General features: G+C 71.2%; 27 protein-coding genes, 2 tRNA genes and 1 riboswitch. Of the genes, 18 read left to right on the top strand and 11 right to left on the bottom strand.

Going from position 1 to position 25,293, the window contains the following annotated elements:
* Nucleotides 1–23: 23 nt before the first annotated feature.
* On the bottom strand, nucleotides 24–734 hold the full coding sequence (locus AB0M29_RS34355) for a copper homeostasis protein CutC (RefSeq protein WP_365390061.1): 711 nt from the start codon (nucleotides 732–734) through the stop codon (nucleotides 24–26).
* Nucleotides 735–794: 60 nt separating this feature from the next.
* Between AB0M29_RS34355 and AB0M29_RS34350 the strand changes: the two genes are divergently transcribed.
* The 5 genes from AB0M29_RS34350 (at nucleotide 795) to murQ (ending at nucleotide 4,228) form a co-directional block, all read left to right on the top strand.
* Entirely contained in the window at nucleotides 795–1,463 is a 669-nt protein-coding gene (locus tag AB0M29_RS34350; protein ID WP_365390059.1) for a hypothetical protein, read from the top strand.
* A gap of 79 nt (nucleotides 1,464–1,542) precedes the next feature.
* Nucleotides 1,543–1,905: a hypothetical protein gene (locus AB0M29_RS34345; RefSeq protein WP_365390058.1), complete on the top strand. Its 363-nt coding sequence runs from the start codon at nucleotides 1,543–1,545 to the stop codon at nucleotides 1,903–1,905.
* A 7-nt stretch (nucleotides 1,906–1,912) separates the two neighbouring features.
* Complete coding sequence (locus tag AB0M29_RS34340; RefSeq protein ID WP_365390056.1) at nucleotides 1,913–2,188, top strand: DUF4031 domain-containing protein; 276 nt, start codon at nucleotides 1,913–1,915, stop codon at nucleotides 2,186–2,188.
* Nucleotides 2,189–2,333: 145 nt separating this feature from the next.
* Nucleotides 2,334–3,248, top strand: coding sequence for a MurR/RpiR family transcriptional regulator (locus AB0M29_RS34335; protein ID WP_365390138.1), 915 nt, complete (start codon nucleotides 2,334–2,336; stop codon nucleotides 3,246–3,248).
* 35 nt (nucleotides 3,249–3,283) lie between these two features.
* Nucleotides 3,284–4,228 (top strand): N-acetylmuramic acid 6-phosphate etherase, encoded by a 945-nt coding sequence (murQ, locus tag AB0M29_RS34330; RefSeq protein ID WP_365390054.1) that lies wholly within the window; start codon nucleotides 3,284–3,286, stop codon nucleotides 4,226–4,228.
* A 193-nt stretch (nucleotides 4,229–4,421) separates the two neighbouring features.
* On the opposite strand, the gene groL is transcribed toward murQ, so the two are convergent.
* The 4 genes from groL to thrC all read right to left on the bottom strand — a co-directional run bounded on the left by groL (nucleotide 4,422) and on the right by thrC (nucleotide 8,703).
* Nucleotides 4,422–6,047: a chaperonin GroEL gene (gene groL / locus AB0M29_RS34325; protein ID WP_365390052.1), complete on the bottom strand. Its 1,626-nt coding sequence runs from the start codon at nucleotides 6,045–6,047 to the stop codon at nucleotides 4,422–4,424.
* A 367-nt stretch (nucleotides 6,048–6,414) separates the two neighbouring features.
* Nucleotides 6,415–6,618, bottom strand: coding sequence for a cold-shock protein (locus AB0M29_RS34320; protein ID WP_009339379.1), 204 nt, complete (start codon nucleotides 6,616–6,618; stop codon nucleotides 6,415–6,417).
* Nucleotides 6,619–7,150: 532 nt separating this feature from the next.
* Nucleotides 7,151–7,426 carry a ubiquitin-like small modifier protein 1 gene (locus tag AB0M29_RS34315; protein ID WP_365390049.1) on the bottom strand — a complete coding sequence of 92 codons (276 nt, stop codon included), beginning with the start codon at nucleotides 7,424–7,426 and terminating at the stop codon, nucleotides 7,151–7,153.
* Nucleotides 7,423–8,703 carry a threonine synthase gene (thrC, locus tag AB0M29_RS34310; RefSeq protein WP_365390046.1) on the bottom strand — a complete coding sequence of 427 codons (1,281 nt, stop codon included), beginning with the start codon at nucleotides 8,701–8,703 and terminating at the stop codon, nucleotides 7,423–7,425. The genes AB0M29_RS34315 and thrC overlap by 4 nt, the downstream gene beginning before the upstream one ends.
* 17 nt (nucleotides 8,704–8,720) lie before the next feature.
* Nucleotides 8,721–8,850: riboswitch (SAM riboswitch) on the bottom strand.
* A 162-nt stretch (nucleotides 8,851–9,012) separates the two neighbouring features.
* On the opposite strand from thrC, the gene AB0M29_RS34305 reads away from it, so the two are divergent.
* Together AB0M29_RS34305 and AB0M29_RS34300 are read left to right on the top strand one after the other, a co-directional pair.
* Complete coding sequence (locus AB0M29_RS34305) at nucleotides 9,013–9,978, top strand: glucosyl-3-phosphoglycerate synthase (RefSeq protein ID WP_365390044.1); 966 nt, start codon at nucleotides 9,013–9,015, stop codon at nucleotides 9,976–9,978.
* A 299-nt stretch (nucleotides 9,979–10,277) separates the two neighbouring features.
* Nucleotides 10,278–11,699: a trehalose-6-phosphate synthase gene (locus tag AB0M29_RS34300; RefSeq protein WP_365390042.1), complete on the top strand. Its 1,422-nt coding sequence runs from the start codon at nucleotides 10,278–10,280 to the stop codon at nucleotides 11,697–11,699.
* A gap of 11 nt (nucleotides 11,700–11,710) precedes the next feature.
* Here AB0M29_RS34300 and AB0M29_RS34295 read toward each other — a convergent pair whose 3' ends face one another.
* A complete protein-coding gene (locus AB0M29_RS34295) occupies nucleotides 11,711–12,583 on the bottom strand; it encodes an aldo/keto reductase family oxidoreductase (protein WP_365390040.1) in 873 nt (290 codons plus the stop codon).
* A 148-nt stretch (nucleotides 12,584–12,731) separates the two neighbouring features.
* On the opposite strand from AB0M29_RS34295, the gene AB0M29_RS34290 reads away from it, so the two are divergent.
* Entirely contained in the window at nucleotides 12,732–13,166 is a 435-nt protein-coding gene (locus AB0M29_RS34290; RefSeq protein ID WP_365390038.1) for a helix-turn-helix domain-containing protein, read from the top strand.
* A 10-nt stretch (nucleotides 13,167–13,176) separates the two neighbouring features.
* Here AB0M29_RS34290 and AB0M29_RS34285 read toward each other — a convergent pair whose 3' ends face one another.
* Nucleotides 13,177–13,353, bottom strand: a complete 177-nt coding sequence (locus tag AB0M29_RS34285) for a hypothetical protein (RefSeq protein ID WP_365390036.1) — start codon at nucleotides 13,351–13,353, stop codon at nucleotides 13,177–13,179.
* A 265-nt stretch (nucleotides 13,354–13,618) separates the two neighbouring features.
* On the opposite strand from AB0M29_RS34285, the gene AB0M29_RS34280 reads away from it, so the two are divergent.
* Nucleotides 13,619–15,136, top strand: a complete 1,518-nt coding sequence (locus AB0M29_RS34280) for an IPT/TIG domain-containing protein (RefSeq protein WP_365390034.1) — start codon at nucleotides 13,619–13,621, stop codon at nucleotides 15,134–15,136.
* On the opposite strand, the gene AB0M29_RS34275 is transcribed toward AB0M29_RS34280, so the two are convergent.
* The gene (locus AB0M29_RS34275; RefSeq protein WP_365390031.1) at nucleotides 15,124–15,612 is read right to left on the bottom strand and encodes a MarR family transcriptional regulator; all 489 of its coding nucleotides are present in this window, start codon (nucleotides 15,610–15,612) and stop codon (nucleotides 15,124–15,126) included. The genes AB0M29_RS34280 and AB0M29_RS34275 overlap by 13 nt on opposite strands.
* Nucleotides 15,613–15,714: 102 nt before the next feature.
* On the opposite strand from AB0M29_RS34275, the gene AB0M29_RS34270 reads away from it, so the two are divergent.
* The 4 genes from AB0M29_RS34270 to AB0M29_RS34255 all read left to right on the top strand — a co-directional run bounded on the left by AB0M29_RS34270 (nucleotide 15,715) and on the right by AB0M29_RS34255 (nucleotide 18,788).
* On the top strand, nucleotides 15,715–16,005 hold the full coding sequence (locus AB0M29_RS34270; protein ID WP_365390030.1) for a hypothetical protein: 291 nt from the start codon (nucleotides 15,715–15,717) through the stop codon (nucleotides 16,003–16,005).
* A gap of 43 nt (nucleotides 16,006–16,048) precedes the next feature.
* Nucleotides 16,049–17,245 carry an epoxide hydrolase family protein gene (locus tag AB0M29_RS34265; RefSeq protein WP_365390028.1) on the top strand — a complete coding sequence of 399 codons (1,197 nt, stop codon included), beginning with the start codon at nucleotides 16,049–16,051 and terminating at the stop codon, nucleotides 17,243–17,245.
* 242 nt (nucleotides 17,246–17,487) lie between these two features.
* Complete coding sequence (locus AB0M29_RS34260; RefSeq protein ID WP_365390025.1) at nucleotides 17,488–17,976, top strand: ribose-5-phosphate isomerase; 489 nt, start codon at nucleotides 17,488–17,490, stop codon at nucleotides 17,974–17,976.
* 8 nt (nucleotides 17,977–17,984) lie between these two features.
* Entirely contained in the window at nucleotides 17,985–18,788 is an 804-nt protein-coding gene (locus AB0M29_RS34255) for a DNA-formamidopyrimidine glycosylase family protein (protein ID WP_365390023.1), read from the top strand.
* A gap of 19 nt (nucleotides 18,789–18,807) precedes the next feature.
* Here AB0M29_RS34255 and AB0M29_RS34250 read toward each other — a convergent pair whose 3' ends face one another.
* Nucleotides 18,808–20,037: a GNAT family N-acetyltransferase gene (locus tag AB0M29_RS34250; RefSeq protein WP_365390021.1), complete on the bottom strand. Its 1,230-nt coding sequence runs from the start codon at nucleotides 20,035–20,037 to the stop codon at nucleotides 18,808–18,810.
* 117 nt (nucleotides 20,038–20,154) lie between these two features.
* Here AB0M29_RS34250 and AB0M29_RS34245 point away from each other — a divergent pair, with 117 nt between their 5' ends.
* Together AB0M29_RS34245 and AB0M29_RS34240 are read left to right on the top strand one after the other, a co-directional pair.
* The gene (locus AB0M29_RS34245; protein WP_365390018.1) at nucleotides 20,155–21,300 is read left to right on the top strand and encodes a PP2C family protein-serine/threonine phosphatase; all 1,146 of its coding nucleotides are present in this window, start codon (nucleotides 20,155–20,157) and stop codon (nucleotides 21,298–21,300) included.
* Nucleotides 21,301–21,441: 141 nt separating this feature from the next.
* Nucleotides 21,442–21,636, top strand: coding sequence for a hypothetical protein (locus AB0M29_RS34240; protein WP_093715861.1), 195 nt, complete (start codon nucleotides 21,442–21,444; stop codon nucleotides 21,634–21,636).
* Here the strand turns inward: AB0M29_RS34240 and AB0M29_RS34235 are convergent.
* Nucleotides 21,601–22,644: an asparaginase gene (locus AB0M29_RS34235; protein WP_365390015.1), complete on the bottom strand. Its 1,044-nt coding sequence runs from the start codon at nucleotides 22,642–22,644 to the stop codon at nucleotides 21,601–21,603. The two genes, AB0M29_RS34240 and AB0M29_RS34235, sit on opposite strands and share 36 nt — an antisense overlap.
* Before the next feature lie 178 nt (nucleotides 22,645–22,822).
* On the opposite strand from AB0M29_RS34235, the gene AB0M29_RS34230 reads away from it, so the two are divergent.
* Nucleotides 22,823–23,275, top strand: a complete 453-nt coding sequence (locus AB0M29_RS34230; protein WP_365390014.1) for an Lrp/AsnC family transcriptional regulator — start codon at nucleotides 22,823–22,825, stop codon at nucleotides 23,273–23,275.
* A 109-nt stretch (nucleotides 23,276–23,384) separates the two neighbouring features.
* Here AB0M29_RS34230 and AB0M29_RS34225 read toward each other — a convergent pair.
* Nucleotides 23,385–23,458: transfer RNA gene (locus AB0M29_RS34225), tRNA-Gly, on the bottom strand.
* A 121-nt stretch (nucleotides 23,459–23,579) separates the two neighbouring features.
* Here AB0M29_RS34225 and AB0M29_RS34220 point away from each other — a divergent pair.
* Nucleotides 23,580–23,656 (top strand) — tRNA-Pro (locus AB0M29_RS34220).
* Between the two features lie 171 nt (nucleotides 23,657–23,827).
* Nucleotides 23,828–25,210, top strand: a complete 1,383-nt coding sequence (gene tig, locus AB0M29_RS34215; RefSeq protein WP_365390011.1) for a trigger factor — start codon at nucleotides 23,828–23,830, stop codon at nucleotides 25,208–25,210.
* Nucleotides 25,211–25,293: the final 83 nt, after the last annotated feature.

Raw genomic sequence — 25,293 nt, 5'->3', positions numbered from 1 at the left:
GCACACGCCGGGCCGTGGACCCCTCAGGCCACGGCCACCGGGGCGTCGAGGGCGGCGCGCCAGGTCCGGACGGCGCTGACGTCGACCGGACCGGCCCAGCCCGCGGGGCGCACGGCGCCGCCCACGTGGAAGCCGTGGAGGCCCGCGGCCCGTAGCACCGGCAGGTGTTCGAGCAGCAGGCCGCCGCCGACGAGCAGCGTCGGCTCGTATCCCGGCTCGCCGCTGCGCGCGGCCTCCTCGCCGAGTACGGCAAGGCCCGAGGAGACGCCTGCGGGCGATCCGGCGGTCAGGTAGGTGTCGAGTCCGGGCAGCCCCGCCAGTTGGAGCCGGGTGGCGTCCCGGTCGGCGGTGCGGTCGAGCGCCCGGTGGAAGGTCCAGCCGCAGCCGTCGATCACGTCGACGAGGGCATGGATCGCGTCGAGGTCCGCCCGGCCCCGCCCGTCGAGGAAGCCGAGGACGAACTCCTCGGCCCCTTCCGCCCGCAGCCCCTGCGCGGCCTCGCACAGGGCGTCCAGTTCGCGCGCGCTCCCGGCGCTGAACCCGTCGGACAGCCGCAGCATCACCCGCAGCGGGATGTCGACGGCCGCGCGGATCGCGCCGAAGGTGGCGCGGGACGGGGTGAGGCCGTCCGCGGCCATGTCGGTGACCAGTTCAAGGCGGTCCGCACCGCCCTCCTGGGCCGCTGCGGCGTCTTCCGCGCCGAGGGCGATCACCTCGAATATTGGTCTAGACATATGAGCAAGAGTGCCACATGCGTCACTCGCGCGCGAGACGTGTAGCGCACAATTACCCGCATGCCCACGACGACGACCGCCGCACACCACCGTTACGACGCCTTGCTGGCCGAGTGGTGCGACCTGCTCGACCGCTGCCGGACGGCGGCCGACGCCCCCGACCCCGTGCCGTACGGGAGCGATCTGCTCGACCGCTGGGCCGAGCCGCAGCGGCGGTACCACACACTGGACCACCTCGTGGCGGTCCTGGCCCGCGCCACCGAGCTGACCTCGTACGCCGACGACCCCGAGGCGGTCGCGCTGGCCGCCTGGTTCCATGACGCGGTCTACCGCCCGGACCGCTCGGAGAACGAGGAACGCAGCGCCCATCTGGCGGAACGCGCCCTGCCCGAGGCCGGGGTGGACGCCGAGCGCACCGCCGAGGTGGCCCGGCTGGTCCGGCTCACCGTCACCCACGACCCGGCCGAGGGCGACCACAACGGCGAGGTGCTGTGCGACGCCGACCTCGCGGTGCTCGCCGGGAGCCCCGCCGACTACGCCGCGTACGCCGCCGCGGTCCGCGAGGAGTACGGCTTCGTGCCCGACGAGGACTTCCGCGCCGGACGCGCCGCCGTCCTGCGCCAACTCCTCGACCTCCCCCGCCTCTTCCGCACCCCCTACGGCCAGGAGCACTGGGAGTCCGTGGCCCGCCGCAACCTGAGCACGGAGCTGGAACTCCTGGAGGCGTAGGTCGCTGCCGCTCCCGGTCACCCGCTTCTGCCGCCGGTCGGCCGCCGCCGGCACCCCGGCGACTTGCGACAATGGGGGAATGGCGATGGATGGTGGACCCGACATGTGCGAAGCGGCGCTGCACAGCGCGCGCGCCCTGGTCCTGGCGGACCTGACCGCCCGTGACGTGGCGCAGGCGGAGATCGTGTCGCTGGTCGAGGACGCGGTCAGCGCGCGGCGCTGGTGGCTCGAACAGTGGCCGGACGGCGCCGAGTACGTGGCCGGGCTGGTCGCGCAGGACGTCCAGGACGCCCTGCTGGAGACATACGGCCGCTGGCCGCTCTGCCCGGAGTGCGAGGAGCCGCACGCCCTCGCGGTGGAACCGGAGCTCGGCCCCGACCCGCACTGGGTCTGCGAGGCGCGCGGCGCGGTGGTCGCCCCCGTCGGCGCGCTGGGCGCGTGACGCCGCCGTGCCCGTCTACATCGACCCGCCGAACTGGCCCGGCCACGGCCGCTTCTGGTCCCACCTGGTCAGCGATGTCTCGTACGAGGAGCTGCACGCCTTCGCCGCCCGCCTCGGCGCCCCGGCCCGCGCCTTCGAGCGCGACCACTACGACATCCCCTCGACCAGCTACCGCAAGGCGGTCGCCCTCGGTGCGATCGAGATCGGCAGCAAGGAACTCGTCGACCGTCTGACCCGCGCGGGCCTGCGCCGCCGTAAGCACCCGCCTGCGGCGAGCAGCTAGGTCATTCCCGGGCGCCCAGGGTGCCGCAGCCGGCGGTGAGCCGCTGTCGGCGGCCTTGACGAGGACCGTGCATGAAAATACCTTTCACAGGGTGACCTATAGCGTGAAGGAAACTTTCCCCCTGAGCGCCCGCGCCCTCCGCGGCGTGCCCGGCGCGCCCGTCATCCCCGTCACGCCCCCGGACCCGGGGGCCCTCGCGGCCAAGGTCCGCACGCTCGGCCCCTCGATGACCCGCTCGATGCAGCGGGTCGCGGAGGCCGTCGCGGGCGATCCCGCCGGCTGCTCCCACCTCACCGTCACCGCACTCGCCGTGCACACCGGGACCAGCGAGGCGACGGTGGTCCGCACCGCCCGGCTGCTCGGCTACCCCGGCTACCGCGACCTGCGGCTCGCGCTGGCCGCGCTCGCCGCCCAGCAGGCCGCGGGAGCGCCACCGGCCGTCACCGCCGACATCGCCGTCGACGACCCGCTCGCGGACGTGGTCACCAAGCTCGCCCTGGAGGAGCAGCAGACCCTCGCGGACACCGCGGCGCAGCTCGACATGGTCCAACTGGAGGCCGCGGTCCTGGCGTTGGCCGCCGCCCGCAGGACCGACGTCTACGGGATAGCCGCCTCGGGCCTGGTCGCCCAGGACCTGGCCCAGAAGCTGCTGCGGATCGGGCTGATCGCGCACGCCCACGCCGACCCCCACCTGGCCGTCACCAACGCCGTGCAGCTGCGCCCCGGCGACGTGGCGCTGGCCATCACCCACTCCGGCTCCACGCACGACGTCATCGAGCCGCTGCGGGCCGCCTTCGACCGCGGCGCGACCACCATCGCCATCACCGGCCGCCCGGACGGCGCGGTCACCCAGTACGCCGACCTCGTGCTGACCACCTCGACGTCCCGGGAGAGCGAGCTGCGGCCCGCCGCCATGTCCAGCCGTACGAGTCAACTGCTCGTCGTCGACTGCCTGTTCATCGGCGTGGCGCAACGCACCTACGAGAACGCGGCCCCGGCGCTGTCCGCCTCGTACGAAGCACTCGCCCATCGGCATCGGCCGCGTACCGGCCGCGTCTGACCCGTACCGCCCATCCCCCCGCTCACAGTAGAAGGATGAACGAGCCGCATATGTCGCACTACACCGAGCTGCGCCGCGAGCTGGAGACCCTCACCACCGAGGCGATCCGGCCCGAGCTCGCCGAGATCGACCGGATGCCGACCCTGGAGATCGCGCGGACGATGAACGGTGAGGACGTCACCGTGCCGACCGCCGTCGCCGGGCAGCTGCCCGTGATCGCCGCCGCCATCGACGGGATCGCCGCCCGGATGGCGCGCGGCGGGCGGCTGATCTACGCGGGCGCCGGTACGGCCGGGCGGCTCGGCGTACTCGACGCGAGCGAGTGCCCGCCGACCTTCAACACCACTCCGGGCAAGGAGGTCATCGGGCTCATCGCGGGCGGGCCCACGGCGATGATCACCTCGATCGAGGGTGCCGAGGACAGCAAGGAGCTGGCCGCGGCGGATCTCGACGAGCTGGGCCTGACGGACGCCGACAGCGTTGTCGGCATCTCCGCCTCCGGCCGGACCCCCTACGCCGTCGGCGCCGTCGAGCACGCGCGGGCCGCCGGGGCGCTCACCGTCGGGCTCTCCTGCAACGCCAACTCCCCGCTGGCGGCGTCCGCCGACCACGGGATCGAGGTCGTCGTCGGGCCGGAGCTCGTCGCCGGGTCCACCCGGCTCAAGGCGGGCACCGCCCAGAAGCTCGTCCTCAACATGCTCTCGACCATCACCATGATCCGGCTCGGCAAGACCTACGGGAACCTCATGGTCGACGTCCGCGCCTCCAACGAGAAGCTGCGGGCCCGCTCCCGCCGTATCGTCGCCCTCGCCACCGGCGCGGGCGACGCCGCCATCGAGGCCGCCCTCCGCGCCACCGACGGCGAGGTCAAGCCCGCCATCCTCACCCTCCTCGCCCACATCGACGCCCCCACCGCCACCCGCCTCCTCACCGCCTCCAACGGCCACCTCCGCACCGCCCTCAACACCGCCCGCGGCTAGCCGTCCAGAAGCAAAACCCAGCCCGTCCGGCGCTTGAGGACAAGGCCCGAGGCAGCGCCCCTCCAGAAGCATCTTTCAGCCCGTCCGGCGCTTGAGGACAAAGGGCGGGCGGGTGGGGAAAACACAGCGGTGCCCCCCTCCGGAGGGAGGAGAGCACCGCTGTGGTGCAGCCAGTGGGCTTCTGATCGCCAGATCAGAAGTCCATGTCACCGCCCGGCATGCCACCGGGGGCGCCGCCGGCAGCGGCCTTCTCCGGCTTGTCGGCGATGACGGCCTCGGTGGTGAGGAAGAGCGCGGCGATGGACGCCGCGTTCTGCAGCGCGGAACGCGTGACCTTCGCCGGGTCGATGATGCCCTCGGCGATCATGTCCACGTACTCACCCGTCGCGGCGTTCAGACCGTGCCCGATCGGCAGGTTGCGCACCTTCTCGACGATGACGCCACCCTCGAGACCACCGTTGACGGCGATCTGCTTGAGCGGGGCCTCCAGCGCGAGCTTGACCGCGTTGGCACCGGTCGCCTCGTCACCCTCGAGCTCGAGCTTCTCGAACACCGCGGTGGCCTGCAGCAGGGCCACGCCACCACCGGCGACGATGCCCTCCTCGACGGCGGCCTTCGCGTTGCGCACCGCGTCCTCGATGCGGTGCTTGCGCTCCTTCAGCTCGACCTCGGTCGCGGCACCGGCCTTGATGACGGCCACGCCGCCCGCGAGCTTCGCCAGGCGCTCCTGGAGCTTCTCGCGGTCGTAGTCCGAGTCGCTGTTGTCGATCTCGGCGCGGATCTGGTTGACCCGGCCGGCGACCTGGTCGGTGTCACCGGCACCGTCGACGATGGTGGTCTCGTCCTTGGTGATGACGACCTTGCGGGCGCGGCCGAGCAGGTCCAGGCCCGCGTTCTCCAGCTTGAGGCCGACCTCCTCGGAGATGACCGTGCCACCGGTGAGGATGGCGATGTCGCCGAGCATGGCCTTGCGGCGGTCACCGAAGCCCGGGGCCTTGACGGCGACGGACTTGAAGGTGCCGCGGATCTTGTTGACGACCAGGGTCGACAGCGCCTCGCCCTCGACGTCCTCGGCGATGATCAGCAGCGCCTTGCCGGACTGCATGACCTTCTCCAGCAGCGGGAGCAGGTCCTTCACCGAGGAGACCTTGGAGTTGACGATCAGGATGTACGGGTCGTCGAGCGACGCCTCCATCCGCTCCAGGTCGGTGGCGAAGTAGGCGGAGATGAAGCCCTTGTCGAAGCGCATGCCCTCGGTGAGCTCGAGCTCGAGCCCGAAGGTCTGCGACTCCTCGACGGTGATGACGCCTTCCTTGCCGACCTTGTCCATGGCCTCGGCGATCAGCTCGCCGATCTGGGTGTCGGCGGCGGAGATGGAGGCGGTCGAAGCGATCTGCTCCTTGGTCTCCACGTCCTTGGCCTGCTCCAGCAGGGCGGCGGAGACGGCCTCGACGGCCTTCTCGATGCCGCGCTTGAGGGCCATCGGGTTGGCGCCGGCCGCTACGTTGCGCAGGCCTTCCTTGACCAGGGCCTGGGCGAGGACGGTCGCGGTCGTCGTGCCGTCACCGGCGACGTCGTCGGTCTTCTTCGCGACTTCCTTGACCAGCTCGGCGCCGATCTTCTCGTACGGGTCCTCCAGCTCGATCTCCTTGGCGATGGACACACCATCGTTGGTGATCGTGGGGGCGCCCCACTTCTTCTCAAGGACGACGTTCCGGCCCTTGGGACCAAGGGTGACCTTGACGGCGTCGGCGAGCTGGTTCATCCCGCGCTCAAGGCCGCGCCGAGCCTCCTCGTCGAACGCGATGATCTTTGCCATGTGAAGTGGTCCTCCCTGGGGGTCCCCCCGCACCGCGGTAGCGGGGGAGGGGTGGATTGCTCCGGACCGCGTGGCGCCCGCGACGGACGGCCAGCCTGGTCGCCGGTTCCTTTCCGACGGCCGAGCGGGCCTCACCGACCCAGTCCTTCTGTCACTCTCACTCGTAGAGTGCTAACGCCAATGATTAGCACTCGACCCCATCGAGTGCAAGCGCCTGTGGATAACTCCAGGCCCCTGCCCGGCACTCGCCGTGCCCGCCGCGTGACGCACCGGGACGTCCGGGACGCACGAAGGGCCCGCACCTCGGCTGAGGTACGGACCCTTCGGCGTGAGTGCGTCGCGTCGGTGGCCGAACGCGCCGGAGCTGTCAGCCGGCCAGCCGGACCATGTCCGCCTGCGGCCCCTTCTGACCCTGCGAGATCTCGAACTCGACTCGCTGGCCTTCTTCGAGGGTGCGGTAACCGTCCATCTGGATCGCGCTGTAGTGGACGAAAACATCCGCACCACCGTCGACCGCGATGAAGCCGTAGCCCTTCTCCGCGTTGAACCACTTGACGGTGCCCTGAGCCATTCCTAACTCCCCTATTACTGGCCCTATCGCGGCCCCGCACTCCGCGGGTCCGGGTCAGACCTCACCCGCCGTTGGACCCCTTACCGGTGGCAAGGAGACCCCTGGGGGGTGTGCGCCGGAACGCGTCGACCGCGGCTGAATGTATCTGCACGGATGCCCAGTGCAACAGGTCAATTGGACGAGAATTCCTGGCGTGATCGATCCGAAATACCACAGGAAAGGTGCTTATGACGGGGCATCTCGGACCGGACATACAGCACCTTCAGGACATTCGTCACGTGAATTTGGCGATAAATCGCCGCACCAACCACAGGGGTGGCAACTTGCCCCCGGCAACTGTACAAGTTTTCAACTACCGCCCCGCGTAGGCCCGTTGCGACCCCCGACGGAGCCCGGACAGACCGGTGCCCCATCCACCGCAAAGGGTGAACGGGGCACATTTCGGTTCTGGTGACTGCCGGTAACCGTGACGCCTTCAGTACGCCTTCCGTACGTCTTCAGCGCACCGTGAAGACTCCTTCAACGGCCGTACTCAGCCGCCCGCGACCGCCGGAATGATCGACACGCTCGCGCCGTCCGGAACGGCCGTGTCAAGTCCTTCGGAAAAACGGACATCGTCGTCGTTGACATAAACGTTCACGAAACGACGGAGTTTTCCGGTGTCGTCGAGAACCCGCCCGGAAATGCCCGCGTGATTCTTCTCCAGCGACTCGATGACCTCGGCAAGCGTCGCCCCGTCGGCCGGAACCTCCGCCTGGCCGCCGGTGTAGGTACGGAGAATGGTGGGGATACGAACAGAAGCACTCATGCGAGGCCAGCCTCTCGGAACGCGGCAAGGGTGGGGCGGATGGTCGCGGTCGGCCCGGTGGTGGGCGCCACCGCGTCCAGGGTCTTCAGTCCGTCGCCGGTGTTCAGCACGACGGTCTCGGCGGCCGGGTCGAGCTGCCCGGTCTCGATGAGCTTCTTCAGCACGCCCACCGTCACCCCGCCCGCGGTCTCGGCGAAGATGCCCTCGGTGCGGGCGAGCAGCTTGATGGCGTCCACGATCTGCTCGTCGTTCACGTCCTCGACGGCTCCGCCGGTGCGCCGCGCGATGTCCAGCACGTACGGCCCGTCGGCGGGGTTGCCGATCGCCAGCGACTTGGCGATCGTGTCCGGCTTCACCGGGCGTACGACGTCGTGACCGGCCTTGTACGCCACCGACACCGGCGAGCAGCCCTCGGCCTGGGCCCCGTAGATCTTGTACGGCTTGTCCTCGACCAGGCCGAGCTTGATCAGCTCCTGCAGGCCCTTGTCGATCTTGGTGAGCTGGGAGCCGGAGGCGATCGGGACGACCAGGTTGTCCGGCAGCCGCCAGCCGAGCTGCTCGCAGATCTCGTACGCCAGCGTCTTGGACCCCTCGCCGTAGTACGGGCGCAGGTTCACGTTCACAAAGCCCCAGCCCTCGCCGATCGGGTCGCCGATCAGCTCGGAGCAGAAGCGGTTCACGTCGTCGTACGAGCCCTCGATGCCGACCAGCTCGCCGCCGTAGACCGCGGCCATGACGACCTTGCCCGCCTCCAGGTCGTGCGGGATGAACACGCAGGAGCGGAAGCCCGCGCGGGCGGCGGCGGCGCCGACCGCGCCGGCCAGGTTGCCGGTGGAGGAGCAGGACAAGGTGGTGAGGCCGAAGGTGCGGGCGGCCTCCAGTGCGATGGCCACCACGCGGTCCTTGAAGGAGTGCGTCGGGTTGCCGGAGTCGTCCTTGATGTGCAGGCCACCGGTGATGCCCAGCTCACGGGCCAGGTTGTCGGCCTTGACGAGCTTGGTCCATCCGGGGTTCAGATTGGGCTTGTCGGCGACGTCGGCGGGCACCGGCAGCAGCGGCGCGTACCGCCAGATGTTGGTGGGCCCGGCCTCGATCCGCTTGCGCAGCGACTCCGGGTCACCGAGCGGCAGGTCGTAGGCGACTTCGAGCGGGCCGAAACACTCCTGGCACGCGAAGATCGGGCTCAGCGGGAAGCGGGTGCCGCACTCGCGGCACGAGAGCGCCGCGGCGGGTCCGAAGGGGGTGGTGGTGTCGGCGGCGACGGTCTGCACAGCCATGATGGCGAGGCCCTTTCTCCTCATCTTCCTTGTGACGGACATCGCCACAAGACGGAATTGGCACCTTCCCCACCGTGTGACCTCGCGGTCGGCGGGAGGGTTGCCGGGGCTTCAACGGGCCGTTCCCTCTGCCCCTCTGGATGAGCGGTATGGCACCGGATGACGCATCCGGGCGTTTGTGCGCGTGGCGACCCCGGCATGCCGGGCTCTTACGCGTTGTTCAAGACTGTAACCGACGAGCGTGACAGTTGAGATAGTCGTCCGAACCGCGAGATGGATACAACACCAGGCCGAGAGGGAGACCCGCACGTGCTGGACGAGGTGGAACGGTGGCTGGCCGAGCGGTCCTGGACCGCGGCCGACCGGCCGCTGGACGCGCTGCTCGCGGCCAAGCGGGCGGCGGGGGCGCAGGGCACCGTCAGCGTCGTGCTGCCCGCGCTGGACGAGGAGGAGACGGTCGGCGAGATCGTCACCGCCATCCGCCGCGACCTCATGACCGCCGAGGTGCCGCTCGTCGACGAGCTGATCGTGGTCGACTCCGGCTCCCTCGACCGTACGGCGGGGGTGGCGGCGGACGCCGGGGCCCGGGTGGTGCGGCGGGACGAGATCCTGCCGCGGCTGCCGGCCGTGCCGGGCAAGGGTGAGGTGCTCTGGCGGTCACTGCTGGTGACCAGCGGCGAGATCATCTGTTTCATCGACGCGGATCTGCGCGAGTTCGACTCGCGCTTCGTGTCGGGGATCGTCGGGCCGCTGCTCACCGATCCCGGCCTGCAGCTCGTCAAGGCGATGTACGACCGGCCGCTGGAGACGGACGGGGCGGTCGTGCCGCACGGGGGCGGGCGGGTCACCGAGCTGGTCGCCCGGCCGCTGCTGAATCTGCACTGGCCGCGGCTGGCGGGCTTCGTGCAGCCGCTCGGCGGCGAGTATGCGGCGCGCCGCACGCTTCTGGAACGGCTGTCCTTCCCCGTGGGCTACGGGGTCGAGCTGGCGATGCTCATCGACTCCCTCGGGCTGGTCGGGCTCGACGCGCTCGCCCAGGTGGACGTGGGCGTCCGCCACCACCGGCACCAGGACGGGCAGGCCCTTGGCCGTATGGCTGCCGCCATCTACCGCACCGCCCAGCAGCGGCTCTCCCGCGCCCACCTCGTCCGTCCCCGCCTCACCCAGTTCCACCTCACCGACCGCGGCTTCGCCCCCCACACCCACCCGGTCGACACCGACGAACGTCCCCCCATGCTCGACATCCACGAATACGTGGCCCGCCACGCCGCGTAGTGCCCCGAAGGGGCGCGGGGAACTGCGCGGCCCGCCCCCACCGGCCGGTGGTCCGAAAACAACGCGTCTGCCCCATTGGGGCCGGTGGTGACCTGCAGCCCGGTCATGGGCTGGTCGCGCAGTTCCCCGCGCCCCTGACGGGGCACGTCCGGTGCCTGGGCCTCCGCCAGCGCAGCGCGCTTCCCCGCGCCCCTATCGGGGCACTCCGGCGCAGCCGGGCGCGTCACGGGCGCACCGTGCGCCACACGCGGCGCGGCCGGGGACGTTTGAGGGGGAGCCCGGGGGGCTAGGCTCGCCGCATGGTGAAGAGCGCCGGTGCGCGGATTTTGGTCGCGTCGAACCGAGGCCCGGTGACGTACAGCGTGGACGAGACGGGAGCCCTGCGCAGCAGACGCGGCGGGGGCGGCCTGGTGTCGGGGCTGAGCGCGATCGGGGACGACGCGGGCGCGGTGTGGGTGTGCGCGGCCCTGAGCGACGGTGACCGGGAGGCGGTGCGGCAGGGCGTGGCCGAGCCCGGCTCGCGGATGATCGCGATCGCGCCGGACGTGTTCGAGGCGGCGTACAACGGCATCGCGAACTCGGTGCTGTGGTTCGTGCACCACCTGCTCTACCAGACCCCGCTGGAACCCGTCTTCGACGAGGACTTCCGCGCCCAGTGGGCGTCCTTCGAGGCGTACAACACGGCCTTCGCGGACGCGCTGGCCGAGGAGGCCGCCGAGGGCGCGCACGTGCTGGTGCAGGACTACCACCTGTCCCTGGTCCCGGCGCTGCTCCGCGAGCGCCGCCCCGACCTGCGGATCGGCCACTTCACGCACACCCCGTGGGCGCCGCCGGACTACTACCGGATGCTGCCCGACGACGTCGCCGCGCAGGTGCTGGAGGGCATCCTCGGCGCGGACCGCGCCGCGTTCCTCACCCGCCGCTGGGCCGACGCCTTCGCCGCGTGCTGTGTCGCGGTGCTCGGCGCCGAGCTGTCGGAGGACGGGCACGCGGTCACCTACCGCGGCCGTACGACACGGCTGGGCGTGCACGGCCTGGGCGCCGACCCGGACTTCCTGCGCGAGCGCGCGCACCGCTCCGACGTGGCGGACCGGATCGCCACGCTGCGGGCCGAGACCGGCGCCGAGCGGAAGCTGATCGTCCGGGTCGACCGCACCGAGCTGTCCAAGAACATCGTGCGCGGCCTGCTCGCGTACCGGCAGCTCCTGGACGAGCACCCGGAATGGCGCGGGCGCGTGGTGCATGTCGCCTTCGCGTACCCCTCGCGCCAGGATCTGGCGGTCTACCGCGAGTACACCGCGGAGGTCGGCCGGGTGGCCGAGGCGATCAACGCGGACTACGGCACCGCCGACTGGCAGCCGGTGCTGCTGAAGGTCGACGACGACTTCGCCCGCTCGCTGGCCGCGTACCGCCTGGCGGACGTGGCGCTGGTGAACCCGATCCGGGACGGTATGAACCTGGTCGCCAAGGAGGTGCCGGTCGTCTCCGACCGCGGCGTGGCCCTGGTCCTGTCCCGCGAGGCGGGCGCCTTCGCCGAGCTGGGCGACGACGCCTTCGTCGTCAACCCCTACGACATCCGCGCGACCGCCGCCGCCCTCCACTCCGCCCTCACCCTCCCCGCCTCCGATCGCGCCGACCGCACCAAGCGCCTCGCGGCCGCCGCCACCGCCCTCCCCCCGGCCCGCTGGTTCCTCGACCAGCTCCACGCCCTGGACGACTAGCCGGTACGGGCTCAGCGGCCGATCTTGTCCAGCGCGGCCATGTCCTCGTCCGTAAGGGCGAGCCCGGCGCCCGCGATGTTCTCGCGCAGGTGCGCGGTGGACGAGGTGCCGGGGATGAGCAGGATGTTGGGCGAGCGCCGCGTGAGCCAGGCCAGCGCGACCGCCATCGGCGCCGCCTCCAGCCGGTTCGCGACCTGCGAAAGGGCCTCGGACTGGAGCGGCGTGAAGCCTCCCAGCGGGAAGTACGGCACGTACGCGATGCCGTCGGCGGCGAGGTGGTCCACCATGTCGTCGTCCTCGCGGTGCGCGAGGTTGTAATGGTTCTGCACGCACACGATCGGGGCGATGCCGCGTGCCTCGGCGACCTGCTCCACGGTGACGTTGCTGACGCCGAGGTGGCGGATCAGGCCCTCGCGCTGGAGGTCGGCGAGCGTCCCGAACGCTTCGGCGAGCGAGCCGGGCTGCGTGCCCAGGGCGTCGCCCATGCGCATGTTGACCAGGTCGAGGGCCTCGATGCCGAGGGATTCGAGGTTCGCGTGGACCTGCTCGCGCAGCTCCTCGGGGCGCCGGGCGGTGGGCCAGCCGCCCTGTGCGTCGCGGGTCGCGCCCACCTTGGTGGCGATGAGCAGCGGTTCCGGGTAAGGGTGCAGCGCCTCGCGGATCAGCTCGTTCGTGACGCGCGGTCCGTAGGCGTCGCTGGTGTCGATGTGGGTGATCCCGAGGGCGACCGCCTCGCGCAGCACCGCCACGGCGCCGTCGTGATCGGCGGGCGGCCCCATGACCCACGGCCCGGCGAGCTGCATCGCGCCGTAGCCGAACCGGGTGACGGTCGTGTCGCCGAACGTCCAGGTTCCGCCGGGCAGGGGTGCGGAGGGGGTGGTCATCGTGGTGCCTTTCGCTTCTCGCCAGGGGCGGTGGGGCGGTGGGGGCGGTGTCTCCGGCCCCCTCGCACCAGTGTGGGAGAGCTGCTTCCCATGGGGAAGTAGGTACCCTGAAGTGCGTAACTCCCCCGGAGGGTGAAAGGTGAGAGCGGTGGCGACGACGAAGGCGGCCCAGCAGGCGCAGGCCAAGGCGGAGTACAACGCGTTCCTGGCGGTGTGCCCCAGCCGTCAGCTCCTGGACCGGATCTCGGACAAGTGGGTCGTCCTGATCCTGTGCGCACTGGGCGGTGATACGCCCGAGCAGTCCGGGGCGTCGCCCACCCCGCGGGCGATGCGCTACTCCGAGCTCGCCCGGCTGCTGGTCGGGGTCAGCCAGAAGATGCTGACCCAGACCCTGCGCTCCCTCGAACGCGACGGCCTCCTCACCCGCAGCGTGACCCCCACGGTCCCCGTCACCGTCACCTACGAGCTGACCGACCTCGGCCTCTCCCTCCACCACATGACCCGCGGCCTCAGGCACTGGGCCCAGACCCACATGGACGAGGTCCTCACCCACCGCGAGCACTACGACGCAGGGAATTCCTAGCGGGAGGGCATCAGTTGAAGGGCCCCGTCGGCGGGACCGGCGGCCGCGTGTAGTTGGAGGGCAGCCGCGAGTCCTGGTCCGGCGCCACCCGGCGATGCGCCTCGGGGTCCGTGTAGTTCGCCAGCCTGCGCCGCTCCGACACCATGTCGAGCAGTCGGCCGCCCTTCTTGGAAAGCCACGCTTTCATGCTCATGATTCCGTACCCCCGTCCGCCTACGTGACTGCCTCGTATCCGCAGTGTGCGCGCCGGCGGGCGGGCCCAACCCACATCTGAGCAGAACTTGAGGCCCAGTCACGGCGGCCGTCGAGGCCCCTAGGCCAATGGCCTGGTCTCGGGCTGCCGGAGGCCCGACACGGCCTCCCGGGGGCCGGTCGGTGATTACGTTGGGTTACGACCCATTTGTCTGTTCGGAAATCGAGCACACGTCCGAGCACGCATACGAGGAGTGACCATGACGGATCAATCACCCGCCCCCATGACGCCGGGGGCGGCCATGACGCTGGCCGCGATCGCGGCGACGGCGGCGGACCCGCGGCCGTCGGGGGAGACCCTGACGGCGCAGGAGCAGCGCATCACGTACGGCGTGAAGCAGCAGTTGGCGGACACCCGGCTGACGACGCTGGGGGTGTGGCAGCTCAGGTGGCTCGCGTTGAGCCCGGACAACGCGAACATGGCGTATCTGGTGCAGAACACCTCGGGGGCGAACCAGTTCGCGGTGGTGGTCCGCGGGACGAACGCCAACGCCGTCGACATGATGGAGGACCTCGACGTCGGCACCGTGGTCCCGTTCAACATCGGGAGCACGACGGCGCCGCCGACCTCCGTGTCGAAGGGCGCCATGGCGGCGTTCACCCAGCTCATGCGGATGAGCAACACGCTGGGTCCGACGATCGGCACCCTGGAGCAGGCGGTCGCCTCCGCCCTCGCCGGGAGCGGCGCGCCTCCCGGGGCGACGGTGTTCGTGATCGGCCACAGCCTCGGCGGCTGTCTGGCGACGATGCTCGCCGTGTATCTGCAGTCGCGCCCCTGGGGCACGACCGCACCGAAGTTCGGGGTGCTCACCTTCGCCGCGCCCACCGCGGGTCTCGCGGACTTCGCCAAGCAGTTCAACGAGGTGGACTGGGCGGTGAACGACGGGTACGTCAACGCGTACGACATGGTGCCGCTGGCGTGGGAGAGCCTCAGCACCGCCGCGAGCTGGTACCCCCCGCCGGGACCGAAGGCGAACTTCGAGGTCGCCGAGGGCCTCATCCCGACCCTGGAGGGCCTCACCGGGCCGAACGCCTACGTCCAGCCGAGCAACGTCATCCAGCTCAACCCCGGGAACTACAAGCCCTACGACCCCGCGGCGATCAACCCCTCGGTCGGTGACTTCCTGGCCCAGGTCGCCGCCCAGCACGCCAACTCCACCTACCTGGACCTGCTGAAGGCGCCCCAACTGACCGCCGCCCCCGTGGTGACCTCGCTCAGCGCCACTGTCGGCCAGGAGGGCAACGAGATCATCGTCAACGGCTTCGGCTTCACCAAGGACTGCGTGGTCGACTTCGGGACGTCCCCGTGCACGCGCTGCCACGCCCTGAGCGACACCCAGATGTCCGCGTTCGCACCCGCCGGGCTCGGCGTCGTGTCGGTCCGGGTCACCAACAACCTGGGCACCTCTCCGGCCGTCCCGACCGCGCAGTTCGCCTACGGCGGGCCCGCACCCGTGACGGTCACCAGCATCAACCCGACCTCGGGGGCCCTCAAGACGAAGGTCACGATCAAGGGCGTGGGCTTCGCCGCCAATCCCACGGTGTATTTCGGCAAGAACACCGCGACGAACGTCTCGTACGACCCGAAGACCCAGCAGATCACCGCGGACGCGCCGGCCTCCGGTTCGCCCAAGAGCGTGGTCAGGGACGTCAGGGTCCTGGTCAACGGCTACCTGTCCCCCGCCGGTCCGGCCGACGAGTTCACCTACCCCAACTGACCGCCGGTCTCCGACCGCAGTTGCCCCACGAAGTCCTCCAACACGGCGGCGAAGACGTCCTGTTCGGCCGGGGACCACCGGGAGAGCAGGTCGGTGAGGTGCTCGGTGAGCCGGTCGCGGCAGGTGCCGATGGTGGTGCGGCCCTGGTCGGTGAGGGAGAGGAGGGTGGCCCGCGCGTCCGCGGGGTCGGGCGTGCGGGCGATCAGTCCCGCGGCTTCCAGGCGGCTGGCGTAGCGGGTGGTCGCGGTGCGGTCGATGCCGATCTCGTCGGCCAGGCGGCTGCTGCTGACCGGCTCCAGCCGGGCGATCCCGCTGATCACCGGGTACGTCGTCTCGGTGACGCCGGGCAGCCCGCGGATCAGGTTCTCGTAGAGCACCGCGCGGGTGCCGCGGCGCAACAGCAGGCCGAGGGACGCCTCGACGCGGGCCGCGGCGGGACGGGACGACGACGGCCGGGGGCCGGATTCCTTGGGCATGGGCCGATCCTACGCGAATGCGTGCCAGCGGCACGCATTCGTGCTACGGTCATGCCATCGAAAGCGTGCAAGCGGCACGCTTCTCGCATCGAAGGAGTCACCATGTCCGAGACCCGGCAGCCCCGCGCCACCGTCACCCCCACCACCGCCGCGGATGTCCTCGCGGACGGCGTCGAAGGCGGTGAGTTCCAGGGCATGTTCGTCCGCAAGGGCTCGATCGCCGCCTTCATCGCCAACGCCAAGGCGTTGGCCGGGCTGGAGCCCGGCACGCCCGACTACCAGGTCATCGCCGACGCCATCCGCGACCTCAAGCCCGCCCTCGAGGCGCTCACCCTCTTCGACGTCGTCACCGTCCGCGACCCGGCGGTGGCCGCGATCCTGGACGCGGCATAAACCCGGAGGCCCCCGCCGCCGCCACGACGTAGCATCCGCCCACGTGACAGACACCAGCGCGGCAGCCGCCGGCACCCTCCGCCCGTTCCGCCTCGACATCCCGCAGCGCGACCTCGACGACCTGCACGACCGTCTCGACCGCACACGCTGGCCCGACGAACTGCCGGGCGTGGGTTGGGCGTACGGCATCCCCGGCGGCTATCTGCGCGAGCTGGCGCACTACTGGCGGCACAGCTACGACTGGCGGGCGGCGGAGGCGGCGCTCAACGCCTGGCCGCAGTTCACCACCGAGATCGACGGCGCGAACGTCCACTTCGCGCACATCCTGTCCCCCGAGCCCGGCGCCACGCCGCTGCTGATGACGCACGGCTGGCCGGGCTCGCTCGTGGAGTTCACCAATGTCGTCGGCCCGCTGACCGACCCGCGCGCCCACGGCGGCGACCCGGCCGACGCCTTCCACCTGGTGCTGCCGAGCATCCCCGGCTTCGGGCTGTCCGGCCCCACCCGCGAGACCGGCTGGGAGTTCCACCGGATGGCGGCGGCCTTCGCGGTGCTGATGGAGCGGCTGGGCTACCCGCGTTACGGCGTCCAGGGCGGTGACTGGGGTGCGGCGATCTCCCGCGAGATCGGCCGCTCCCACCCCGACCGGGTGATCGGCGTCCACCTCAACCTGCTGCCGGGCGGCGCCGCCTCGCGCGAACCGGACGCCGAGGAGCTGGCCGCTCTCAGCCCGGCCGAGCGCGAGCGCACCCTCGCCTCCTGGGAGCGCACCCGGAGCTGGACCGCGGAGCGGCAGGGCTACGCCGATCTCCAGGCCACCCGCCCGCAGACCCTCGCCTACGCGCTGACCGACTCCCCCGTCGGCCAACTCGCTTGGATCGCGGAGAAGTTCAAGGAGTGGACCGACTCCCGGGACCGCCCGGAGGACGCCGTCGACCGCGACCAGCTCCTCACCAACGTCTCGCTCTACTGGTTCACCGCCACCGCGGGCTCCTCCGCCCGCGCCTACTACGAGCGCGCCCACGCCGAGTACTGGGGCAGTCCGCCCGAGCCGTCCACCACTCCCACCGCCCTCGCCGACTTCGCCCACGACAACTTCATTCCACTGCGGCACATCGCCGACCGCACCAACAACATCGTCCAGTGGACGACCTACGAACGCGGCGGCCACTTCGCCGCCATGGAGCAGCCCGAACTTCTCACCGCCGACATCCGCACCTTCTTCCACGCCCGCACCTGAGGCGCGCTGCGCTCGCGGAGGACCAGGCACCGGAGTGCCCCGAAGGGGCGCGGGGAACTGCGCGGCCCGCCCCCACCGGCCGGTGGTCCGAAGACAACGCGTCTGCCCCATTGGGGCCGGTGGTGACCTGCAGGAGCGCGACGGCTGGTCGCGCAGTTCCCCGCGCCCCTTCGGGGCACAGGGCTCGCCGCACTACGAGGGCGACCCGGCCCCCGGGTACGCGCCATGAAAGACTCAGCGCCATGCGCGTCTACCTCGGCTCCGACCACGCCGGTTTCGAACTCAAGAACCACCTCGTCGAGTGGCTCACCGTCAACGGCCACCAGCCCGTCGACTGCGGGCCGCACATCTACGACGCGGTCGACGACTACCCGCCCTTCTGCCTGCGGGCAGCCGAGCGGACGGCGGCCGACCCCGGCAGCCTCGGCATCGTGATCGGCGGCTCCGGCAACGGCGAGCAGATCGCCGCCAACAAGGTCCAGGGCGTACGCGCCGCGCTCGCGTGGAGCGAGCAGACCGCCTCGCTCGCCCGCGAGCACAACGACGCCAACGTGCTGAGCGTCGGCGGCCGGATGCACACCCAGGACGAGGCGACGAAGTTCGTCGAGATCTTCCTCGCCACCCCGTACTCGCACGAGGAGCGCCACCAGCGCCGTATCGACATGCTCACGGCGTACGAGACGACCCGCGAGCTGCCCCCGGTCCCGGCGCACCACCCGCAGCAGGACTGACGCGGCCGATGCCCGAAGGGCACACGATCCACCGGCTCGCCCAGGACTGCCTGGAGCGCTTCGCCGGGTGGCAGGTGCGGGCGGCCAGCCCGCAGGGGAAGTTCGCCGACAGCGCGGCGCTGCTCGACGGCGTCGTGCTGGACGGCGTGGACGCCCACGGCAAGCACCTGTTCCTCGGGTTCGAGGACACCGGCTGGGTCCACATCCACCTGGGCCTGATCGGCAAGGTCACCTTCGACGGGCCGGTCAGCGACACCGTCCGGCTGCGGCTGACCGGCGGCATCCGCGGCGAGCGGACCATGGACCTGCGCGGCCCGGCTGTCTGCGCGCTGATCACCGGTCCCGAGAAGCAGGCGATACACGACCGGCTCGGCCCCGACCCGCTGCGCGACGGCGACGACGGCGACCGGGCCTGGGCGCGGATCTCCCGGTCACGGGTGAGCGTGGCCGCGCTGCTGCTCGACCAGAAGGTGATCGCGGGCGCCGGCAACGTCTACCGCGCCGAGGTGCTGTTCCGGCACGGCATCGACCCGTACCGGGCGGGCCGCGACCTGAGCCGCGCCGAGTGGGACGCGCTCTGGTCCGACCTGGTGGCGCTGATGCGCGAGGGCGTCCGCACCAACCGGATCGACACCGTACGGCCCGAGCACACCCCGGAGGCGATGGGCCGCCCGCCGCGCGTGGACGACCACGGCGGCGAGGTGTACGTCTACCGGCGCACCGGGCTGCCCTGCCTGGTCTGCGGCACCGAGGTGCGCACCCAGGTGCTGGCGGCGCGGAACCTCTTCTGGTGTCCGCGCTGCCAGCGCTGAGCCGCCCCGGGCCGCTACTTCAGAAGCCGTGCGGCAGCCACGGCTCGACGTCGCCGCGGAAGGCCGTGGAGGCCTCCGTCAGCGCGCCCGGCCGCAGTTCGGCCACCAGCCCGGCGCCCGCCATCGACCGCAGCGTGGGCCCGCCCAGGTAGGCCGCGCCCAACTCCCGTACCGACAGGGCCAGATCGGCCGGGTCCGTGGTGCGCTCGCAGGAGGCGCCCTTGGCGTCGCCGGTCAGCCGCCAAGTGCCCGCGTTCCACGGGCAGAAGGCGTCCTCGACGTCGAACACCACGTCCACCGGCGCCGCGTACGTCCGCGCGGCCAGCGCCGCGCCCACGTCCACCAGGCGTACGTGGAGGCTGTCGCGGAAGCCCAGCTCGCAGCGGCGTACGTCTGAGACCAGGTGCAGCAGCGGGTCGTCGACCGGGCGGTTCCAGAAGGCCACCTTGGAGGTGAGGTCGATGGCGGCCAGATAGCGCCACAGCGCCGCCTGGACGACCGGGTCGAGCGCCTCCAGATCGCGCACCTTGACCGTGCTGTCCGACCCGGCCATGCTCCACGACGGCTTCACCGAGTACCGCGCGTAACCGCGCACCTCGCCGTCCACCTCGGCGACCACGCACAGCAGCTCGCCCGCGCCGTCCCGGCCGCTCGGCGGGTCGAGCAGCGGGCGCAGCTCCCAGCCGGGCTGCCGGGCGAGCATGCCGGGCCGGGTCGGCACCGTCCGGGCGTAGATCCGCTCGCAGACGTCGAGCGCGTCCTCCTGGGGCACCAGCCGCATCCGCACCGCGTCGGCGCCCGCGGGCCCGCCGATCGTGACCCGGGTGGTGTCGATCGTGCCGTAGAGCTGCCGGGAGCCGATGCCGTAGCCGAACCGGCCGTAGATCACCGGCTCCGAGGCGGTGAGCACCGCGAAGGGCTCCCCGGCGGCCCGGAAGTCGTCGAGCTGCCGCCGCATCATCGCGGTGAGCACCCCGCGGCGGCGGTGGGTGGGCTGGACGCTGACCATGGTCACGCCCGGAGCGTCCACGGCCGTCCCGCCGGGCACGGTGACACGGAACGAGAACGCGCCCGCGGTACCGACGATCCCGCCGTCGTCCATCACCACCAACGACCGCTCGATCTCCGTCAGTTGGCGCCACACCGCACGCTCCTCTGGAGCGTCCGGGGGACCGCCGAAGGCCCGTTCCAACCGGCCGTAGAACTCGTCCCACTGCCCCGGCTCAAGCACCCGCACATCCGTCGTCATACCTCCTGCCTACCAGCCGCCACGGCTGTGGGCGAGCGTATTTCTCACGGTCCCCGGGCAGGTCGGTGGCCATCCGGTCTGCACGGCGGGGCGATCGATGGATAGGGTCGCCGGGACATGGCAAAAGGGGCGGCGGTCGACGGGTTCCGGCTTCGGTGGCGCAGATGGCTGCGCCGGGCGCGGCTCGGCGTGCGCAGGTCCGCGGTCGACTACTTCCGCGGCGGCGCCTCCGACTGGCTCGCGCTGACCGTCCTGGTGCTGACCGTCCCGGCGCTGGCGTACACCACGGTGTGCACGCCCGTGTGGTGCCCGCCCAGCGCGCTCGTCCTGCCGATCCTCACCGGCGGCCTGCTGCTGCGCCCCTCCAGCCTCCTGCTGCTGTACGCGGCCTCCGCCGCCGCGCTGGTCGCCGAGTCCGCGGCGCTCGGCCCGTACCGCGAGGGCCCGGCCAGGGTCACCCCCGGCACCGTTTTGGTGGTCACCGCGGTGGCGCTCGCCGGGCTGGTCATCGCCCAGTTCAGGGCGCGGGTCGGCGTGCCGTGGCGGCGCGGCCACACCATGCTCTTCGACCTCAGGGAACGCATCCGGGTGCAGAGCAGGCTGCCGCGGCTGCCCGCCGGCTGGCACGCCGAGATGGCGCTGCGGCCCGCAGGGGGACAGTCGTTCTCCGGCGACTTCGTGGTCGCCACCCGCGGTTCCGTCGGCGGCCGGACCCTGGAGGCGGTGCTCACCGACGTCTCCGGCAAGGGCATGGACGCCGCGTCCCGCTCGCTGCTGCTGAGCGGCGCCTTCGGCGGCCTGCTGGGCTCCCTGCCGCCGCACTCCTTCCTCACCGCCGCCAACGGCTATCTGCTGCGGCAGAACTGGGACGAGGGCTTCGCGACCTCCGTGCACCTCGTCCTCGATCTGGAGAGCGGCGACTACGAGTTGCTGTCGGCAGGGCACCTGCCGGGGATGCAACTGCACGCGGGCAGCGGCCGCTGGGAGGAGAAGGCGGCCGAGGGGCCGCTGCTCGGTGTCTACGACGGCGCCGAATTCCACGGCGTCAAGGGCACGTTGCGCTCCGGCGACGTGCTTCTGCTGTTCACCGACGGGCTGGTGGAGAGCGCCGACAAGGACATCTCGGAGGGCATGGACCGCCTGATCGGCGAGGCGGACCGCTTCGTCGCCACCGGATTCCGCGGCTCCGCCTGGCGGTTGATCGAAGCGGTCGCCAAGGACGTCAACGACGACCGGGCGTTGCTCGTGGTGTGCCGCGACTAGCGCGCGGGAATGGGACTATGGGCAACGGGCCTTCGTGGCCCCGAGTGTCGGTCCTCGGTGGCACCATGGGACCGGGCGAGGCGGGGGTGCCTGGAGTGGCTCCCGGACCGGTGTGGCAACCGTAGAAGGAAGTGAACCGTCGTGGCCATCTCCCTGTCCGTAGTGCTGTTGTTGGCGATCATCCTGGTGGTCATGATCAGGGGGAAGTCCATCAAGGTGGGCCCGGCGATCGTCGCGGCGCTCTTCGGCTTCTTCCTGGCCTCGACCAACATGGCGCCGTCGGTCAACCGTTTCCTGACGTCACTTGCCGACACCATCAACCAGATAAAGCTCTGAGGCGGGGATCGCCTGCGGCGCCGCCTCCAGGACGCGGCGCAGGACCGCGGCGGCGTCGTCGCTGCCGCTGCCGCTCGCACGCGTCGCGAGCAGGGTCGCGAGCAGCGCGATCCGCGCCTGGCCGGGGCGCAGGGTGCCCGCCAGCAGTGCTCCGGCCGCCACCAGGTCGACCGCGCCGCCGCCGGTGTAGAGCGGGGCCACGGCGCCCGCCGCCACCCGGGTGCTGACGGCGACCTGGACCCCGGACTCCACCGCCCGGCGTACGGCCTCGGCGACCTGCGGGTTGGCGTTCCCCGCCCCGGTGCCGACCAGCACCACGCCCTGGGCGCCCGCGGCCAGCGAGGCGTCGAAGAGCACGGTGTCGCCGTCGCTGTGGTGCATCACGATGTCCACCCGCGGCGGGACCACGCCCACCTCGGGCATCGGCAGCGGCTCGGGGCGCGGGCGGCGCCGCCCCCAGGTCACCCGGCCGAACTCGACCCGGCCCAGCGGCAGTCCGTCGGGGGTGCCGAAGGCGCGCGCGTCCACGGTGTGCTGCTTCACGGTGCCGCGGGCGGCGAAGACCTGGCCCGCGAAGACGATCACCGCGCCGATGTCGCGGCCGGTGGCCGCGGTCAGCAGGGCGTCGTAGAGATTGCCGGCCGCGTCGCCGTCGGTCGCGTCCAGCGGCTGCTGGGCGCCGGTGAAGACCACCGGGCGGCGGTCGCCGTGGAAGAGGTCGAGGAAGAAGGCGGACTCCTCCAGGGTGTCGGTGCCGTGGGTGACCACCACACCGTCGACCGCGGGGTCGGCCAGTACCTCGTGCACCGCGTGCAGCAGCCGCAGCTGGTGGTCGGTGGTGAGCCGGGAGCTGTTGACGGTGAACAGGTCCACCACCCGCACCTCGACGTCCTCGGGCACCGCGCCCGCGGCGAGCACCTCCTGCCCGGCCGCCTCAGCCGCGTACCCGTCGCCCTGCCATCGGCTGGCTATGGTGCCCCCGGTGCTGATGACCACGACGTGTCGCACGATGCCCTCGCCTCCATCTGAAGTGTCCGCTGCCGATCCGCTTCGTGCCCGCGGGCCGCGTCGTTTTCACGTCTACACGTACCCACTGGTCACATGGTGCAATAATATGCGCATAGAACCGCTATATGATTGCTAATACCGGCGAGTATCCAGCCACTATGTGCTAGATACTGCTGCCATGGACGCCATCGACAGACGAATCTTGCGCGAACTCCAGGCCGACGGTCGGCTGACCAACCAGGAGCTGGCCCAGCGCGTCGGCCTCACCCCCTCTCCCTGCCTGCGCCGCGTCCGGCAACTGGAGGACGACGGGGTGATCCAGACCTACCGCGCGGTCGTCGACCCCGCCGCCGTCGGCCGCGGCTTCGAGGTCTTCGCCTCCGTCGAGGTCCACCGCGACCGCGCCTCCGTCGCCGCCTTCGAGGCCGAGGTCCAGTCCACCCCCGACGTCGTCGAGGCCTACCGCCTCTACGGCGCCCCCGGCTGCCTCCTGCGCATCGCCGTCGCCGACTCCGACGCCTACGAGCGTTTCTGGACCGACAAGCTCATCTCGCTCCCGGGCGTCAGCGACGTCAACTCCCAGATGATCATGAAGCGCATCAAGGACCCCCAGGGCGTCCCGGTCGACTGACCCCGCCCCCCACCCCGCTGCCCACCCCCGCCCGCCCGAAACGACGACGGCCAGAAACGACGACGGCCCGGCACCGGGGATCTCTCCCCGGTGCCGGGCCGTACGTCTGTGGAGCGGGCGACGGGAATCGAACCCGCGTAGCTAGTTTGGAAGACTAGGGCTCTACCATTGAGCTACGCCCGCAGTGCCGGTTATTCGCCAGTGATTGTGGCACACCGGATAGTAGCCGGTCGAACCGGTGAACCGGCGGGGTAATACCGGCTGCCCACGCGTACCAGGGCATGTACTCTACGTGTCGCACCAGCGGGGTGTGGCGCAGCTTGGTAGCGCGTCCGCTTTGGGAGCGGAAGGCCGTCGGTTCGAATCCGGCCACCCCGACCAGCAGTTCCGCGGGCCCCGGGCCCGAGGTCGAAAGACCCGATCCGGCACGTTTGTGGTACCGGTAGGATGGGCCGCTGGCGACCTCGTGCTCGGCATGGCCGGGTGCTGGGTCCAGGCGGATCCAGCGCGGGTCGCCCCCACTCAACGTAAAGCCCCCAAGGAGACCCAACCGTGAAGAGCGCCGTCGAGACTCTGAACCCGACCCGGGTTCGACTCACTGTCGAGGTGCCCTTCGAGGAGCTCAAGCCCAGCCTCGACGCGGCGTACAAGAAGATCAACCAGCAGGTCACGGTGCCGGGCTTCCGCAAGGGCAAGATCCCTGCGCGCGTCATCGACCAGCGGTTCGGCCGTGGCGCGGTCCTCGAAGAGGCCATCAACGACGCGCTGCCGAAGTTCTACACGGAGGCGGTCAACGAGGGCGAGCTGAACGTGCTCGGCCAGCCCGACGTCGACATCACCGAGTTCAACGACGGTGACGAGCTGAAGTTCACCGCCGAGGTGGACATCCGCCCGGCGATCGAGATCCCGGACTACTCCGGCATCGAGGTCACCGTGGACGCCATCGAGGTGTCCGAGGAGGACGTGGACACCTCGCTGGAGCAGCTCCGCGACCGCTTCGCCTCGACCACCAAGGCCGACCGCCCCGCCGCCGAGGGCGACGTCGTGGTCGTGGACCTCGAGGCGTCGGTCGACGGCGAGGTGCTGGAGGACGGCGTCGCCACGGGCGTCAGCTACACCATCGGCTCCGGCCAACTCCTCGACGGCATCGACGAGGCCGTCATCGGCCTGGAGGCCGGCGGCACCGCCACCTTCACCTCCGACCTGAAGGGCGGCTCGGCTGCGGGCAAGGCGGCCGAGGTCAAGGTCGACGTCACCGACGTCCAGGCCCGTGAACTCCCCACCCTGGACGACGACTTCGCCCAGCTCGCCAGCGAGTTCGACACGCTGGAGGAGCTGCGCGCCGACAGCCGCAAGCGGCTGGAGCGCATGAAGGAGTACGACCAGGCCACCCAGGCCCAGGAGAAGGTCCTCGACGCGCTCATCGAGCTGGCCGAGGTGCCGATCCCGGAGAAGCTCCTCAAGGACGAGATCGAGACCCGCAAGCACAATCTGGAGCACCACCAGTTCCCGGCCATGGGCCTGAACTGGGAGACGTACCTGGAGCGCGAGGGCAAGACCGCCGAGGAGCACGACGCGGAGCTCGAGACCCAGGCGGTCAAGGGCATCAAGACCCAGTTCCTGCTGGACGAGCTGGTCAACAAGGAGAAGCTGTCGGTCAACCAGGAGGAGCTCACCGAGCACCTCATGCGCCGCGCGGCCACCTCCGGCATGTCCCCCGACCAGTTCGCCCAGGCCGTCGTCGAGGGCGGCCAGGTGCCGATGCTCGTGGGCGAGGTCGCCCGCGGCAAGGCGCTCGCCGTGGTCGTCGAGTCCGCCAAGGTCACCGACACCAACGGTGAGGTCGTCGACCTCTCGGACGACGAGGACGAGGACGGCGACGACGCCGCCGCCGAGGCCCCCGAGGCCACGGAAGAGGACGCCGACCAGGCCTGACCCGTCGCGCCCCGAAAGGGGCGCGGGGAACTGCGCGACCAGCCCATGACCGGGCTGCAGGTCACCACCGGCCCCCATGGGGC

This window comes from Streptomyces sp. NPDC051976, assembly GCF_040680795.1.
GTDB lineage: Bacteria > Actinomycetota > Actinomycetes > Streptomycetales > Streptomycetaceae > Actinacidiphila.
Note: the sequence above shows the minus strand (reverse complement) of the source record. Positions and strands in the feature narration are given on the sequence as shown.

Bases quoted from the DNA above. Each gene is read 5' to 3' on its own strand.
- AB0M29_RS34245 (WP_365390018.1), top strand. From the start codon at position 20,155: ATGGCAAAAGGGGCGGCGGTCGACGGGTTCCGGCTTCGGTGGCGCAGA.
- AB0M29_RS34300 (WP_365390042.1), top strand. From the start codon at position 10,278: ATGGTGAAGAGCGCCGGTGCGCGGATTTTGGTCGCGTCGAACCGAGGC.
- murQ (WP_365390054.1), top strand. From the start codon at position 3,284: ATGAACGAGCCGCATATGTCGCACTACACCGAGCTGCGCCGCGAGCTG.
- groL (WP_365390052.1), bottom strand. From the start codon at position 6,047: ATGGCAAAGATCATCGCGTTCGACGAGGAGGCTCGGCGCGGCCTTGAG.
- thrC (WP_365390046.1), bottom strand. From the start codon at position 8,703: ATGGCTGTGCAGACCGTCGCCGCCGACACCACCACCCCCTTCGGACCC.
- AB0M29_RS34295 (WP_365390040.1), bottom strand. From the start codon at position 12,583: ATGACCACCCCCTCCGCACCCCTGCCCGGCGGAACCTGGACGTTCGGC.
- AB0M29_RS34345 (WP_365390058.1), top strand. From the start codon at position 1,543: ATGGCGATGGATGGTGGACCCGACATGTGCGAAGCGGCGCTGCACAGC.
- AB0M29_RS34350 (WP_365390059.1), top strand. From the start codon at position 795: ATGCCCACGACGACGACCGCCGCACACCACCGTTACGACGCCTTGCTG.
- AB0M29_RS34355 (WP_365390061.1), bottom strand. From the start codon at position 734: ATGTCTAGACCAATATTCGAGGTGATCGCCCTCGGCGCGGAAGACGCC.
- AB0M29_RS34280 (WP_365390034.1), top strand. From the start codon at position 13,619: ATGACGGATCAATCACCCGCCCCCATGACGCCGGGGGCGGCCATGACG.
- AB0M29_RS34315 (WP_365390049.1), bottom strand. From the start codon at position 7,426: ATGAGTGCTTCTGTTCGTATCCCCACCATTCTCCGTACCTACACCGGC.
- AB0M29_RS34255 (WP_365390023.1), top strand. From the start codon at position 17,985: ATGCCCGAAGGGCACACGATCCACCGGCTCGCCCAGGACTGCCTGGAG.
- AB0M29_RS34270 (WP_365390030.1), top strand. From the start codon at position 15,715: ATGTCCGAGACCCGGCAGCCCCGCGCCACCGTCACCCCCACCACCGCC.
- AB0M29_RS34320 (WP_009339379.1), bottom strand. From the start codon at position 6,618: ATGGCTCAGGGCACCGTCAAGTGGTTCAACGCGGAGAAGGGCTACGGC.
- AB0M29_RS34230 (WP_365390014.1), top strand. From the start codon at position 22,823: ATGGACGCCATCGACAGACGAATCTTGCGCGAACTCCAGGCCGACGGT.
- AB0M29_RS34250 (WP_365390021.1), bottom strand. From the start codon at position 20,037: ATGACGACGGATGTGCGGGTGCTTGAGCCGGGGCAGTGGGACGAGTTC.
- AB0M29_RS34275 (WP_365390031.1), bottom strand. From the start codon at position 15,612: ATGCCCAAGGAATCCGGCCCCCGGCCGTCGTCGTCCCGTCCCGCCGCG.
- AB0M29_RS34285 (WP_365390036.1), bottom strand. From the start codon at position 13,353: ATGAAAGCGTGGCTTTCCAAGAAGGGCGGCCGACTGCTCGACATGGTG.
- AB0M29_RS34260 (WP_365390025.1), top strand. From the start codon at position 17,488: ATGCGCGTCTACCTCGGCTCCGACCACGCCGGTTTCGAACTCAAGAAC.